16 protein-coding genes are annotated in these 13232 nt (G+C 61.8%); 9 read left to right on the top strand and 7 right to left on the bottom strand.

The features are described 5' to 3' along the window. Nucleotides 1–82: 82 nt before the first annotated feature. The 3 genes from dnaB to PGC08_RS19185 all read left to right on the top strand — a co-directional run bounded on the left by dnaB (nt 83) and on the right by PGC08_RS19185 (nt 3044). On the top strand, nt 83–1393 hold the full coding sequence (gene dnaB, locus PGC08_RS19195; protein WP_050773361.1) for a replicative DNA helicase: 1311 nt from the start codon (nt 83–85) through the stop codon (nt 1391–1393). Between the two features lie 44 nt (nt 1394–1437). Further along, complete coding sequence (locus PGC08_RS19190) at nt 1438–2001, top strand: dihydrofolate reductase family protein (protein ID WP_271709185.1); 564 nt, start codon at nt 1438–1440, stop codon at nt 1999–2001. Nucleotides 2002–2126: 125 nt separating this feature from the next. After that, nucleotides 2127–3044 carry a LysR family transcriptional regulator gene (locus PGC08_RS19185; protein WP_009882790.1) on the top strand — a complete coding sequence of 306 codons (918 nt, stop codon included), beginning with the start codon at nt 2127–2129 and terminating at the stop codon, nt 3042–3044. A gap of 38 nt (nt 3045–3082) precedes the next feature. Here PGC08_RS19185 and PGC08_RS19180 read toward each other — a convergent pair whose 3' ends face one another. Next, on the bottom strand, nt 3083–4273 hold the full coding sequence (locus tag PGC08_RS19180) for a winged helix DNA-binding domain-containing protein (RefSeq protein ID WP_125188596.1): 1191 nt from the start codon (nt 4271–4273) through the stop codon (nt 3083–3085). Between the two features lie 53 nt (nt 4274–4326). After that, entirely contained in the window at nt 4327–4824 is a 498-nt protein-coding gene (locus PGC08_RS19175) for a GNAT family N-acetyltransferase (protein WP_069601182.1), read from the bottom strand. Nucleotides 4825–4885: 61 nt separating this feature from the next. On the opposite strand from PGC08_RS19175, the gene PGC08_RS19170 reads away from it, so the two are divergent. After that, nucleotides 4886–5404 (top strand): SRPBCC family protein, encoded by a 519-nt coding sequence (locus PGC08_RS19170; protein ID WP_009882793.1) that lies wholly within the window; start codon nt 4886–4888, stop codon nt 5402–5404. Between the two features lie 61 nt (nt 5405–5465). Then, nucleotides 5466–6035 carry a DapH/DapD/GlmU-related protein gene (locus PGC08_RS19165; RefSeq protein WP_069601180.1) on the top strand — a complete coding sequence of 190 codons (570 nt, stop codon included), beginning with the start codon at nt 5466–5468 and terminating at the stop codon, nt 6033–6035. 31 nt (nt 6036–6066) lie between these two features. On the opposite strand, the gene PGC08_RS19160 is transcribed toward PGC08_RS19165, so the two are convergent. The 4 genes from PGC08_RS19160 to PGC08_RS19145 all read right to left on the bottom strand — a co-directional run bounded on the left by PGC08_RS19160 (nt 6067) and on the right by PGC08_RS19145 (nt 9218). Next, a complete protein-coding gene (locus PGC08_RS19160) occupies nt 6067–7290 on the bottom strand; it encodes an amidohydrolase (protein ID WP_271709184.1) in 1224 nt (407 codons plus the stop codon). Between the two features lie 43 nt (nt 7291–7333). Beyond that, entirely contained in the window at nt 7334–7978 is a 645-nt protein-coding gene (locus PGC08_RS19155; protein WP_271709183.1) for an HAD family hydrolase, read from the bottom strand. 7 nt (nt 7979–7985) lie between these two features. Continuing rightward, complete coding sequence (locus tag PGC08_RS19150; RefSeq protein ID WP_069601177.1) at nt 7986–8627, bottom strand: TetR/AcrR family transcriptional regulator; 642 nt, start codon at nt 8625–8627, stop codon at nt 7986–7988. Nucleotides 8628–8732: 105 nt separating this feature from the next. Continuing rightward, a complete protein-coding gene (locus tag PGC08_RS19145) occupies nt 8733–9218 on the bottom strand; it encodes a hypothetical protein (protein WP_271709182.1) in 486 nt (161 codons plus the stop codon). Nucleotides 9219–9471: 253 nt separating this feature from the next. Between PGC08_RS19145 and PGC08_RS19140 the strand changes: the two genes are divergently transcribed. Next, nucleotides 9472–9819 (top strand): MarR family transcriptional regulator, encoded by a 348-nt coding sequence (locus tag PGC08_RS19140; RefSeq protein ID WP_162619361.1) that lies wholly within the window; start codon nt 9472–9474, stop codon nt 9817–9819. A 264-nt stretch (nt 9820–10083) separates the two neighbouring features. Here PGC08_RS19140 and PGC08_RS19135 read toward each other — a convergent pair whose 3' ends face one another. Next, nucleotides 10084–10287, bottom strand: a complete 204-nt coding sequence (locus PGC08_RS19135; RefSeq protein ID WP_069601174.1) for a cold-shock protein — start codon at nt 10285–10287, stop codon at nt 10084–10086. Nucleotides 10288–10826: 539 nt separating this feature from the next. On the opposite strand from PGC08_RS19135, the gene PGC08_RS19130 reads away from it, so the two are divergent. From PGC08_RS19130 to PGC08_RS19120, 3 genes are all read left to right on the top strand, one after another. Further along, the gene (locus tag PGC08_RS19130) at nt 10827–11861 is read left to right on the top strand and encodes an LCP family protein (RefSeq protein ID WP_271709181.1); all 1035 of its coding nucleotides are present in this window, start codon (nt 10827–10829) and stop codon (nt 11859–11861) included. 146 nt (nt 11862–12007) lie between these two features. Next, entirely contained in the window at nt 12008–12466 is a 459-nt protein-coding gene (locus PGC08_RS19125) for a thioredoxin family protein (RefSeq protein WP_096161526.1), read from the top strand. Beyond that, nucleotides 12463–13173 carry a class I SAM-dependent methyltransferase gene (locus PGC08_RS19120; RefSeq protein WP_069601171.1) on the top strand — a complete coding sequence of 237 codons (711 nt, stop codon included), beginning with the start codon at nt 12463–12465 and terminating at the stop codon, nt 13171–13173. Before PGC08_RS19125 ends, PGC08_RS19120 begins: the two co-directional genes overlap by 4 nt. The last annotated feature ends 59 nt before the right edge of the window (nt 13174–13232 follow it).

Genomic DNA, 13232 nt, shown 5'->3' with positions numbered 1-13232 from the left:
TGGAGGGCGTTGAAAGCGGGTGTCCGCCGACGAGGTTCGAGGAAGAGGAAGACGATTGAGCAACAATCAGGGGTTTGACGGGATGAGGACCCCGCCGCAGGACGTCGAGGCGGAACAGAGCGTCCTCGGCGCGATGCTTCTGTCCAAGGATGCGATCGCCGACTGCGTCGAATCCATGACCGGCGACGACTTCTACAAACCTGCTCACGAGACTATCTACGAGGCCGTCCTCGACCTGTATTCGCGTGGTGAACCCGCGGACTCAGTGACAGTGGCGAACTACCTCACGAAGACCGGTGACCTCTCACGCGTCGGCGGTGCGGCGTACCTGCACACGCTCATCTCCTCCGTTCCGACGGCCGCGAACGCCGGCTACTACGCCGCGATCGTGCGCGAGCAGGCCGTGCTGCGCCGACTCGTCGAGGCCGGTACCCGCATCGTGCAGATGGGCTATGACGCCGAAGGCGACACCGATGAGGTCGTGAACTCGGCCCAGGCAGAGATCTACCAGGTCACCGAGCGTCACACCACTGAGGACTATGTGATCCTCTCCGACATTCTCAGCGATGTTGCCCAGGAGATCGAACGCAACGGCGACACCGATGGCCAGACCGCGGGCGTGCCGACCGGATTCACCGAATTCGATGCGTTGACCAACGGTTTCCACCCGGGCACGATGATCGTCATCGCGGCTCGACCCGGTGTCGGCAAGTCCACGCTGGCGTTGGACTTCATGCGCTCGGCCGCGATCCACCACGGCCAGGCCGCGGTCTTCTTCTCCTTGGAGATGGGCAAGAACGAGCTCGTCATGCGTCTGCTGTCCGCGGAGTCGGAGATTCCCCTGCAGAACCTTCGCCGTGGTGAGCTCTCCCCTCACGACTGGACGACTCTGGCCGCGACGGAATCGCGCATCAACGATGCTCCGCTGTTCGTCGACGATTCGCCGAACATGGCGCTGACCGAGATCCGTGCGAAGTGCCGTCGCCTGAAACAGCAGCATGATCTCAAGATGGTCTGCGTGGACTACCTGCAGCTGATGAGCTCCGGCAAGAAGGTCGAATCGCGTCAGCAGGAGGTCTCCGAGTTCTCCCGTTCGCTCAAGCTCTTGGCCAAGGAGCTCGAGATCCCGGTCATCGCGCTGTCGCAGCTCAACCGTGGCAGCGAGCAGAGGACGGACAAGCGGCCGATGATCTCGGATCTGCGTGAGTCCGGTTCGATCGAGCAGGACGCCGATATGGTGCTGCTCATCCACCGTGACGACATGTACGACAAGGAACACGAACGCGCCGGCGAAGCCGACATCATCGTCGCCAAGCACCGTGCGGGTCCGACCGCAGACATCTCCGTAGCCTTCCAAGGTGCGAAGTCCCGGTTCGTCAATATGCCGCAGTAGACTCTTCTGCACCAGCGGCTGCCGACTTGAGAGGGGCCGATGTCATGCGGAAACTGACCTTTGCGATGAACGTGAGCCTGGACGGCTACGTCGCCGCTCCTGGAGATGATCTTGGCTGGACCACGCCGAATGACGAGGTGTTCCAGTGGTGGTCCGATCGGGTGGGTGCGACTGCGCTGGCGCTGTACGGCCGGCGACTGTGGGAGGCGATGAGCTCTCACTGGCCGACGGCCGCCCAGCAGCCGGGGGTCACACCAGCAGAACACGAGTATGCGCGCAGGTGGCTGGACATGCCGAAGGTGGTGTTCTCTTCGACAATCAGTGCGATCGACTGGAACGCGCGTCTGTTCTCCGGCGATGCCGTTGCTGAGATCACTCGGCTCAAGTCAGACGATGGTGGCCCCATGGACATCGTCGGCGCCACGCTCGCTTCCTCCGCCATGCGGGCCGGACTCATCGACGAATATATCCTCGTCACCTATCCGGTCCTGATCGGCGGCGGCACGCCCCTCTTCGCTGCACTCGACAACTGGGTGCATCTGAACCTGGTGGAGACTCAGTCGTTTCCAGGCGGAGTGAATCTGATGAGGTATGAGACCAGAGTGTGATCGCTCATACGTCGAACTCACTGACGAGGTTCGACCGGCTCTTTCCGCCTGGTTCTTTACATTCGTGCACAGAAGTTGTGGCCGTGAGGCTCATTTCGGAGTCCTCTCTGCCTAATATTGCAGATATGGACACAAAGCCCAACGACCTGCTGGTGCTGCTCACGGTTTCCCGATCGGCCAAGTTCACGACCGCGGCACAAACTTTGGGCTTGAACCACACGACTATTTCCCGGCGCATCGCTGCACTGGAGAAGGCCCTCGGCGGTCGAGTGCTGTCCCGTGCCTCCGGAGGCTGGGAGCTGACCGACCTTGGTCAGGAAGCCGTCCGAGTCGCGGAGCAGATCGAAGGCGCGGTGCATGGTCTCGGTGATCCCCGTCGCGGTCCCGATCCGATCACCGGAGTCGTTCGGATGACGGCCACCGACGGATTCAGCGCCTATGTCGCGGCCCCCGCGGTCGCTAAACTGCGGCGTCAGCATCCAGGCCTCAGCGTGGAGATCGTGACCGTGACACGACAGGCCCTGCAGCAGCGTTCGGGCCTGGATATCGAAGTGGTCGTCGGCGAACCCCAGGTCCACCGGGCCGAAGCGTTCAAACTCGGCGACTACGAACTGGGCATGTATGCATCCAGGGACTATCTGGCCGAACACGGTGCCCCGGCCACCGAGGATGAGCTGACCGAACATCGCCTCGTGTACTTCGTGGATTCGATGCTCCAGGTCGATGACCTTGATGCCCCGCGTCGCCTGGTCCCCACCATGAAGGACGGACTGTCGTCGACCAACGTGTTCGTCCACGTCGAGGCCACCCGTGCCAGTGCAGGCATTGGATTCCTGCCCTGCTTCATGGCCGATCTCCACGATGACCTCGTCAGGCTCTTCCCCGACACCCTGTCCGAACGGCTGCCCTATTGGATGGTGCTGCGCCCCGATTCGATGCGTCGCCCCGCCGTTGCCGCCGTCGTGCAGGCGCTCCGGGATCAGACTGTCGCCCGTGGTGAAGTGCTGCTGGGGAGGGGCGCTCGTCCAGGAGACGCTGGCTGAACTGCAGTTTCCGGTCACTTCGTATTCCAGCCTTCCGGTCAAGCGGAGTCGACATCGACCTCAACCGCTGCGGCGCCACGCAGGATCGCCACCTTCTCGGCCTCGGCTTCCACTACCTTCTTCGAACGGGCTGACAGCCGGTCGAATGATGTGACGGACATGTGCAGGTTTTTCCCCTTCTTGCGCGCTCGCCAGGTGCCGACGATTCGGCCGTCGACTAGGACTGTCCCCGGCTCACCGACGGTCTTGAACACGTCGCGATGGAACTGCTTGTCGATGATGGTCTCCCGATCGCGCCCCTGAATATAGGGGTCGCGCGGCGGGAGGAGCCGCACACCGGCTGGAGTGGGCGGTGACTGCAGGGCATCGAGATCCTCGGTCAGAACCCAGGCTTTGCGACCGTAGTCGACCTCGGTCATCTCGTTCTCGAGCAGGTCCCACCACGCCTCGCCTTCTCGCGCACGCACACCGAGCCACGAGGCGAAGTCTCCGCGCGTGGACGGCCCATAGGCATGCAGGTAGCGCCGGAGGAGCTCAGCCCGAGCGTCCTCCGGAGCCACGTCGGGAACGTCTGTGTCCAGCCATTCATCGAGCAGCACGAACGGTGCCTTTTTCCCGTCCCGCGGAGCGAAGCAGATGACCTGCTGCAAGGTGAGGATGCGCAGACAGAAATGGACGACACCCTCTCCCAGAGGCTGTCCCTTGGCGTACGGCCCCTCACGCTCCCAGTCGGCACGCTTCTTCTTCGGCAATTCGCGAGCGATCAGCTCGGTCATCTCGGCTCCCAGGTCATTGACCGTGAGCCTGCGACCGGACAACACGGATCCGATCGTGTCACGGGTCCGGTCGACAACCTCGGCGAGGGACATCTCCAGCTTCTCGAGCGAGGCCTCGACACCGAGGATCAAGTGGCGGCGTCCATCCTCTGTGGGTGGGAGAACTCCAGTGGTGAAAACGGGAAGATCGCTTGTTGGAAAGAAGAAGGGTGCGCCGCGCATGGACCAGCTCTGCAACAGGCTCTTGTGCTCGGAGATCGCAGTGTTGACCGCTTCCCGAGCGACATCGGAGACGCGGGCATTGAGCGCGAGCAGAGCCGATCCGGGCGGACTGTTCTGAACCCCGCAGACTCCAGTGGCAGCGACCAGGGACCGCTTGTCCAGGCGCCGATTCAGGTTCTGCGCCTCAAGGCGGTACGCGATGACCTCGTCCCGGGTGACCTTCACGCTCATAGTTCCAGGCTATCGCGGCGGCTGCTCGGGCACATCGACGGAGTTTCTCAAGTTCAGAGGTCCATTGCGTAGACGAGGTGGATCGGCGACGAATGGGTGAGCGTGCGATCACGGTGCATGCCGATCTTCGCCGCTACGCGTTGGGAGGGTCGATTGTCGTGGTGGATGATCGCGACCAATCGGGACGCCAGCGCATGTGAACTGGCGAAATCACGGCAGGCGGTGGCCGCCTCGGCGGCGAATCCGAGATTCTGGGCAGAAGCCTTCACATGGAATCCGACCTCCAGGGCGGCAGCCTCGTTGACCTTCTGCCAGGTGAGACCGCAGTCTCCGATGAATTCGCCGTCGTGGGTTTCGATGACCCAGAGTCCGTGACCGTACTCGGCATAGTTGCGCTGATTCCAGTTGATCCACCCGGCCGCTTCCTCACGGTCCTTGGGGCGCGGGTAGTACTCCATGACCCGTGGATCGCCGAGGAGGTCCGCCATTTCGTCGAGATCATCCGGTGACATCTCACGGAATCTCAGGCGCGGCGTCGCGTTCGGTGGCATGGGCTTCAGGGTACTCCGCGTCAGCGCCACTAGGGTGGGTGTGAGCGAGGAAGGGAAGCGAATGAAGCGCACAATGCAGGTCAGTGACAGCATGATCATTGACGTCGATGCACTCACCTTGTGGGAACAGGTGGCGGATCCGACGCAGATGCCACGCTGGAGTCCCGAGAACACCGGTGCGCACACGCCTGCCGAATCCAGACCACTGCAGGTGGGCGAGGTCTTCGAAGGCAGCAACCGACGCAATCGGGCACGGTGGGTCACCGAATGCGTCGTCACCGCCTCGGAGCCGGGCCGCCGATTCGCCTTCGAAGTCCGCAAGATCGGTGCGAGTGCGCCGGCGATCAGCAGCGGAATCGCCACCTGGGTCTACGAACTCGAGGACCTCGGCGATCGCACACGGGTCACCGAAACGTGGAACGATGACCGCACGACCTGGCCGGACTGGGTCGCGGCAGTCGTGGACCGAGTGCTCACCGGCGGTAGTTCCTTCGCCGACTTCCAGCGAATGAACATCCACAGGACGCTGACGTCGATGAAAGACGAGTTCGCGGATGTGGGGACGACAGGGTCGTCCTGAACTGTGAGCGCGTTTCCGAGGAAGAATGCAGAAAAATGAGAAACGCGAAAGGATGGCCAGTATGGAACTCAAGGATCTGGTCAAGGCACTCAACAACGGTCAAACAATCGCCAGCGACTCGCCCCTCCACGAGGTCATGCATCGCAGCAGCCAGGAAGCACTGCGCATCACAGCCGAGCTCAACGGTTCGTATCACGAACCCGACGAGGTCCGGCAGCTCTTGGCATCGCTGATCGGCAAGCCCGTGGACAAGACGGTCACCATGTTCCCGCCCTTCCACACCGACTTCGGGAAGAACACGACACTGGGTCGACGGGTCTTCATCAATTCCGGGTGCAGCTTCCAGGACCAGGGTGGCATCAGGATCGGAGACGACAGCCTCATCGGCCACAACGTCGTGCTGGCAACCCTTAACCACGACATCTCCCCGGACCGCCGCGGAGACATGCATCCTGGCCACATCATCATCGGCCGCAACGTGTGGATCGGTGCGAATGTGACCGTCCTGCCCGGAGTGACCATCGGCGACAACGCCGTGGTTGCGGCGGCCTCGGTCGTGACCAAGGACGTGCGCGCAGGAACCGTCGTGGTCGGGTCGCCGGCACGCGTGGTGCGCTCGGTCAACGACTGAGCAGTTCGCCCAGCCGTCGTCGGGCGCTGCCTCAGCTCCCCAACTGCGACAGTGCCCCAATCACCTGAGCCTTGGTGGCGATTTCAAGCGTCGGATCGATGACCGGGGCGAACTGGGGCGAATGGTTGGCGGGGATGTCAGAGTTCACGGTTCCCGCCTCGGCGGCCTTCTTGTACGCATCGGCATCGGCGCAGCCGATCATCCAGTAGGCGTAGGGAATCTCGAAGGCGTCGGGGATCTCGCTGAAGTCCTCCGAGGCGGTGGCGGGAGTCGCTGGCAGAACCACTCCGTCGTCGAAGTAGTCCTCAAACGCCTTGGTGACCGCATCGTTGGCGTCCTCATCATTGTCGGTGAGGGGGAACTGATCGTAGTACTCGAAGCTCGGTTCCTTCGGTGAGCCGGCGGCCTCGCATTCACCCTTGACGATGCGTTCGATCGAGGCGATGATCCGATCGCGAACCGTCATGTCGTAGGTGCGCAGGTTGAGCAGAAGTTCGGCCCGATCGGGAATGATGTTGGACTTCGAACCGGAGTTTGACGCACCGATCGTGACCACCGCGAACTCGCCGGGATCGGTCTCCCGAGACACGATGGTCTGCAGGCGCAGAACGATGGTGGCGGCGAGGACCACCGGGTCCACGGACAGATGCGGCATGGATCCGTGGGCACCGCGTCCGTGCACGGTGATCTTCACGGAATCACCGGCGGAGAGCACGGGCCCAGCCTTGGTGTTGACCGTTCCGGTGGGCATCGGCATGACGTGTTGGGCGTAGGCGATGTCGGGCTTGGGGATCTTCGATGTCAACCCATCATCGATCATCGCTTTGGCGCCGGCCGCATTCTCTTCCGAGGGCTGGAACAGTGCGATGTACGTGCCTGACCAGGCGTTGAGGTTCTCATTCAGCAGTCGGACCGCGCCCAACAGGGAGGTGATGTGAATGTCGTGGCCGCAGGCGTGCATGACACCGTCGATCGTGGAGGTGTAGTCGAGACCGGTGTCCTCGGAAACGGGGAGGGCGTCGATGTCGGCCCGCGCCAGAACGGTCGGTCCCTTGCCGTTCTCAATGACGGCGACAAGGCCGGTGGCCGAGATGCGCTCAGCGCGGAGTCCCATGTCTTTGAGTTCTGATTCGATCCGGTCCGAGGTCTTGTGCTCCTCGAGGCCGAGTTCGGGCTCCCGGTGGAAGTCTTTGTAGAGGTCGCGCTGCCAATCCAGCTGGGAGTCGATGGTGTCCAGGAAACCGGTATTCGTCATCACTTCTCCTCGTCAAAGAGTGTGGGTCGGGGATGACCCGTTCTCAGTTTTCCACGTTAGCAGGGGAGCCGAGGAGCCCGAGGGCGTGCAGGTCGTTGCGAAGCTGCTGGGCACCGGTGAAGAGCTGGCCGACGAATCCGAGCTGGTTTGCGGCATCGATGTTCGCCTGCAGGTCATCGACGAAGACAGTCTGCTCGGGTACGAGGTCGAAGCGTCGGCTGAGGAGGTGGAAGATCTCAGCGTCGGGTTTGATCAGCTTCTCTCTCCCAGAGACCACGATGTCTTCGAGCTCGTTGATCGCCGGTGCGACCTTCGGGGCATGGTGAAAGGTTTCGGCCGACCAGTTCGAGAGACCCAGCAACCTGATCTCCGAGGCCTTGAGCTCGGCGACGACCTCGGCCATTCCCTGAATCGGACCGGTCAGGGACCGATCGAAGCGGTCATAGTAGGCGGCGGCGATCTCACCGTGCCGTGGATCTGATTCGGCCGCCCGTGCGACCACCTCTGTGATCGGAACCCCGCGATCGGCCAGCGTATTCAGCGTGCCGAAGTCAGCCTCGGCGGCAAAAGCATTCCACTCGTCGCGGGTCAGCTGATCGGCCAGAGGGCCAGTCTGATCCCAGCCTATGAGCACGTTGCCCAGGTCGAAGACGACGGTGGTGGGGTGCAGGTCGGTCGGCTGAGACATCGTGGAATCACCTATTCTGTGTGGGGACCTCAGGAGTTCCAACGCTACTCTCGGACAATCGCGCCTGCATCTGCTGAAGATGCTCGACGAGGGCTCGCCGAGCATCGTGTGGTTTCAGTTCTGTGGGCTGCCACACCAGATGGGATGCCAGACCGTCGATGACGGCGTGAAGCAGAATCACCTCGGTCTCGATGCGCTCGGGCCGGTCCTTGGCCTCCGCTCCAACCGCTTGGTCGATGATGATGCGGCAGGTCGTGCGCACTCGCCTCCAAGCGTCCTGCTTCGTCTCCTGCAGGTTCGGATCGGCACCCGAGGCGGAGAAGAGAGCGAGGTAGACCTCCATCTCGAGGCGTCGATCCTCGTCCAGAGGAAGCAGCTCTTCCGCGATGGCCTCGGCCGACTCCAGCGGACTCGGTGCACGCGGAAGTCTCCGTACGCGCTCGCCGGCCCGGTCGATGACCAGTTTCATGGCGAAGGCGAGGAGCTGGGACTGGCTTGCGAAGACGTGCCGGAGCGAACCGACGGACAGCCCGGCTTCTGCGGCGACCGAGCGCACAGATGCTCCGGCGACCCCGTCTCGAACGATGACCCGCCATGCTGCTGCGGCGATCTCCTCGCGCCGACTCTCATGATCGATGAGCTTGGGCACAAGAGATCCTTTCCGGTGGCAGGACAGCTGTATCACCGTAGCAACCGGAAGGGCTGCATGCATGGAGGTGAGTCGGCGGCGTCACAGCTGGTGAGTCATAGATTGTTAAGGCCCGAAGTACCGGCGCACGGAGGAAGGTATCCAGAGCAGGCCGATCATGAGGACGTGGAGAATATCCGTGGGGATCACGGCCCACAGGAACATTGCTCCCTGGGTGGCCGAGTAGAGGCTGAAATAGGTGGCGACAATCAGATAGACCGTCAACGTGATGCGAGCCCAATTGCGCCCGCGCAGGACTTTGGGAACTAACCAGAGCAGCAGGGCGACGTCGACGAGGTGGAGCACCACTGCGTAGACGATGGTCGCGACGAGGACCCAGTCCTTCCACTCGGGATCCAGACTGCCTCCAGTGTCTTCCTCGATGGCAGCTCTGAGGCCGGCCTGATCGATCATCATGACGATGGGCAGGGCGATGAGCAGGATGATGCTGGCGACGACTCCGACCACCAGCCAGCGAAGCGCCCGCGGTGCAGGTGGCGGGTGTTGAGCTTGGGTATTGTGCTTGTTTTGGTAGTACGACTGTGATTCCATAATTGAAACCGTAGTTGCCAAGCGAGCTGTCGACAATGGCTCGGCGAACCTCAGCTCATTGCCCGCAAGAGGTTCATCATTCAGTGTTTCCGCATGACAATTTTTGAATTGCAATCTGCATGACATATCGTTGAGTACTCAATGAGTTGACAATGAAAGGTTGTGCTTCATGTTGGAGCTGTGTATGCGACTCGTTCGGGCGGACACCGAAATCCGGAGGAAGCTGGAGGTTCAGGGACTGACGCTGAACGATATGAGCGTGCTGCAGAGTCTGTGCGCTGCCCCGGATCGACGACTGCGTCGCGTCGAATTGGCTGATCGCCTGGGAATCACCCCGTCGGGGATTGCCCGCCTGGTCGCACCGCTTGAAAAACTTGGATACCTGGCGCGGGACTCCGATCCGCACGATGCGAGGATTTCACTCGTGTGCGTGACCGATGTCGGTGCCGAGCTCTACCAGGATGCCGTCAAGGTCGCCGAGGAGAAGGCCACCACCCTTCTGGGCGACGTCTTCGACGCCGCAGAACAGGAACAGCTGACCGAATTGCTGGGGCGCTTGGCTCCGTCTTTCGCGCGGCGACCCGTTGCGGCAGAGGACTGATGTCCGCGGACGCTCCTGCTCGGAACTGTCGCTGGATCCTCGCGGCATGACCGCAGGATGTCAGCACTGCAGGATGTCAGCGTTGCTGAATCTCAGCCCCGGAACGCCGAAAAGCGTGTGGTCGTGCTCGGAGCAAGTGAGAACACAAGCTCCAAACGCGAACACACGCTTTTGGTAAAACTGAGGGTAACTTCGCTCCCGCGAGGTGATCGTTGCTGACGAATCAGCAGCGCTCAGGCCGGGACCGGAGAGTTACGGGTTTTCTCAGAGGGGACGAACGCTGGTGGCCTGGAGGCCCTTGGAACCCATTTCCGAGTCGAACTCAACGTTCTGACCTTCGGTGAGCTCACGGTAGCCGGTCGATTCGATCGCGGAGAAGTGAGTGAAAACGTCTGCTGAACCATCGTCAGGCTGGATGAATCCGAAACCTTTTTCCGAGTTGAACCATTTCACGGTACCTGTAGCCATAATCTTTGTATCCTTATTTTAAACTGGTGATCGCCGAAGCGATCTGGATGGTCGGACCCTTTTGCGGGCCCGGCTGTTCACACTCTCAGAGACCTGATCTGATCGACAGAGTCGACAAGCTGATCGTCTAAGTGTGTGATTTCTCGTTGGATGGTCTGCGCATTGAACGCAGGTCCGACGAAAACTGTGGTGAAACCGACGTTCCGGAATTCGTGCTGATGTGAAGAATCCTTGTCTCAGGCGAAAGCGGGAAAGCTCGGTATCGGTAATGCACTCGAAGGTGCGGGATGGAAGCCGAAGAACGGCCGGACTGAAAAGTATAAAAAATCTTATGAGGCGCGGACGGTAGACACGCGCCAACTGGCAACCGCACGGTGCCAAGCGAATCTACCTACGCTCGCGACACCATGTGCTCCGCACTGTTTCGTACGGGAACAATTTAACTGTAACAGAGTGTTTCGGGGATCGGTGCCAGAAAGTTCGGAGAAATTATAATTAGGATTGTATGCAATCCGTCGTCCACTTCGAATTGACGTTCTATGCAGCACCGCGAAACCGGCCCTTCCTCCGAAATCGGCCCACGCCGTCAGCGCCGCCTGGCCATGAAATACCGTCGCCGTCGCACCATGGTCGCCATCCTCGCGGTCCTCGTCATCGCGGTACCGGTCACGGTCGTCACCCTTGTGCACGGCTTGAAGTCGAACATCACCTCCTCTCCTCTGCGAGCGGGAGGCGGCGAGGTGCCCGAGAAGATCACAGACGAACTCAACGTCCTCATCCTCGGCTCAGATACCCGGGAACTGGATGCCGATGACTACGGCTCAGGCGACGGTGCCCGCAGTGACGCGATGATCCTGGCCCACATCTCTGATGACTCCTCACGCATCGACGCCATTCAGATTCCCCGCGACACGATGATGGACATGCCTGCCTGTCAGGACACCGGCTCGGGGGCTTCGGAACCTCGACGCGCCATGATCAACTCGGCGCTCAACCAGGGCCCGGCGTGCTCAGTCTCCGCAGCCGAAGAGCTCACAGGAGTTCGAGTCGATCACTTCATCGAAGTCAACTTCGACGGCTTCGCCACCATCGTCGACGCACTGGACGGAATCGTCGTCGACCTCGACGAACCCCTGTACGACGATAAGGCGAATCTCGATCTCCCGGCCGGAGAGCAGACCCTGGGCGGCACCGATGCCCTAGCGCTCGCACGGACCCGTCACGCAGTCGGCGACGGCAGTGACATCTCACGCATGGACAACCAGCAGATGGTTATGGACTCGATCATTGACAGAGCCAAGAGCTCCCACACCTTGTCGCGGCCCGACCGGCTCTACAACTTCCTCGACGCGGTCACCTCGTCTCTGCGCGTCGATGATGACCTCGACTCGGTCTCGGCCCTTGCCTCGCTGGCGTCGACAGTGTCATCGGTGCCCAAGGATTCGATCAGCTTCAACATCATGCCGTGGCAGCCGGCACCTGACAATCAGAACCGAGTCGTCAAGTCTCCGGCAGCCGACGCCGTCTTCTCTGCCATCACGGCAGATGAGCCGATCGGCGACCTCGTCGACTGAACTGCACACGGTCGACTGAGCTACAGACGATCGACCGAACTGCGGACGATCGGCGCTGACCGGAGAGGCTGAGCGGCTGTCCGAACAGCAGTCCAGACTGCGAATGCGTCCAGACAGTATTCATAGTCGGCGTTTAGACTGCCCGAATGTCTACGATCGAAATCACCAAAGACAACTTCGAGTCAACCATCACCGACAGCTCGATCCTTCTTCTCGACTTCTGGGCCGACTGGTGCGGTCCCTGCAAGCAGTTCGCCCCCGTGTACGAAGAGGCCTCCGAACAGTACTCGGACGTGGTCTTCGGCAAGGTCGACACCGAGGCACAGCAGGAGCTCGCAGGACTCTTCGCGATCTCCTCGATCCCGACCCTCGTCGCCTTCCGTGAGGGCATCGTCGTCTTCGCCCAGCCGGGCGCTCTCGCCGCACCTCAGCTCGAGCAGGTCATCACCGCAGTCAAGGACCTCGACATGGACGAGGTCCGCGCGGAACTGGCCAAGCAGGAAGCCGGAGTCGACCAGGCAGATCCCTCTGCCATTCCCGAAGACGCAAGCCAGTCAGCTCCCGAAGCCGGGCAGCAGGCCTCCGGACCAGGATCGGCACAGTGACCGAACCCCAGCAGGCTGTTTCTCAGGATTCCGCCTCGAACGAGGGAGTCCCTGACACCGTCGCTGCCTGGGAGGAGCGCTACGCCGGCACCGGCGAGGCGATCTGGTCGGGCAACCCCAACGAGTCGCTCGTCGCCGTGGCCCGCGGCCTCACCCCCGGCCGCGTCCTCGACGTCGGCTGCGGTGAGGGCGCCGACGTCACCTGGCTGGCCGAGCAGGGCTGGGACGCGACCGGAATCGACCTGTCCCAGACCGCAATCGACCGTGCCGGCGAGATTGCCGAGGCAAAAGGTGTGAGCGTGAAGCTCGAGGTCGCCGACATCACCACGTGGAGTGACCTCGAACCTCGCCGAGGCGGCTTCGACCTCGTCCTCGGCTGTTTCCTCCACACCCGGTTGCCCGACACCCGGGAAGAACTCGTCGGCCGCTTGGCTGAGTACGTTGCACCGGGCGGCAGAATTCTGCTCATCTCCCATGCGGAGATGCCGGACTGGGCCGAGAACCATGATGACGAACTGGGCCACGGACTCGGCCATCATCATGAACCGGTCACCCCGAACGGAGACTTCGCCCTGCTCATCGGCGGCAGCCCGGCTCGCTGGGAGATCGAACTGGGTGAGCTTCGCACCCGCGAGGTCGAAGGACCGGACGGGAAGCCATCGGAAATCGACGACAGCGTCCTCCTGGCGCACATGGTCACCGACTGAGGAGCCACCTCGGCGAGTGAGATCACCACATCTCACCTGGTGAAACACCGACGGATGAT

It is taken from the genome of Brevibacterium sp. BDJS002 (genome assembly GCF_028201555.1).
Lineage (GTDB): Bacteria > Actinomycetota > Actinomycetes > Actinomycetales > Brevibacteriaceae > Brevibacterium > Brevibacterium aurantiacum.
This window is presented reverse-complemented; position numbering and strand designations above follow the sequence as displayed.

What these genes read in the sequence shown, in the direction of transcription:
- dnaB (WP_050773361.1), top strand. Translation starts at nt 83, where the DNA reads ATGAGGACCCCGCCGCAGGACGTCGAGGCGGAACAGAGCGTCCTCGGC.
- PGC08_RS19190 (WP_271709185.1), top strand. Translation starts at nt 1,438, where the DNA reads ATGCGGAAACTGACCTTTGCGATGAACGTGAGCCTGGACGGCTACGTC.
- PGC08_RS19185 (WP_009882790.1), top strand. Translation starts at nt 2,127, where the DNA reads ATGGACACAAAGCCCAACGACCTGCTGGTGCTGCTCACGGTTTCCCGA.
- PGC08_RS19180 (WP_125188596.1), bottom strand. Translation starts at nt 4,273, where the DNA reads ATGAGCGTGAAGGTCACCCGGGACGAGGTCATCGCGTACCGCCTTGAG.
- PGC08_RS19175 (WP_069601182.1), bottom strand. Translation starts at nt 4,824, where the DNA reads ATGCCACCGAACGCGACGCCGCGCCTGAGATTCCGTGAGATGTCACCG.
- PGC08_RS19170 (WP_009882793.1), top strand. Translation starts at nt 4,886, where the DNA reads ATGAAGCGCACAATGCAGGTCAGTGACAGCATGATCATTGACGTCGAT.
- PGC08_RS19165 (WP_069601180.1), top strand. Translation starts at nt 5,466, where the DNA reads ATGGAACTCAAGGATCTGGTCAAGGCACTCAACAACGGTCAAACAATC.
- PGC08_RS19160 (WP_271709184.1), bottom strand. Translation starts at nt 7,290, where the DNA reads ATGACGAATACCGGTTTCCTGGACACCATCGACTCCCAGCTGGATTGG.
- PGC08_RS19155 (WP_271709183.1), bottom strand. Translation starts at nt 7,978, where the DNA reads ATGTCTCAGCCGACCGACCTGCACCCCACCACCGTCGTCTTCGACCTG.
- PGC08_RS19145 (WP_271709182.1), bottom strand. Translation starts at nt 9,218, where the DNA reads ATGGAATCACAGTCGTACTACCAAAACAAGCACAATACCCAAGCTCAA.
- PGC08_RS19140 (WP_162619361.1), top strand. Translation starts at nt 9,472, where the DNA reads ATGAGCGTGCTGCAGAGTCTGTGCGCTGCCCCGGATCGACGACTGCGT.
- PGC08_RS19135 (WP_069601174.1), bottom strand. Translation starts at nt 10,287, where the DNA reads ATGGCTACAGGTACCGTGAAATGGTTCAACTCGGAAAAAGGTTTCGGA.
- PGC08_RS19130 (WP_271709181.1), top strand. Translation starts at nt 10,827, where the DNA reads ATGCAGCACCGCGAAACCGGCCCTTCCTCCGAAATCGGCCCACGCCGT.
- PGC08_RS19125 (WP_096161526.1), top strand. Translation starts at nt 12,008, where the DNA reads ATGTCTACGATCGAAATCACCAAAGACAACTTCGAGTCAACCATCACC.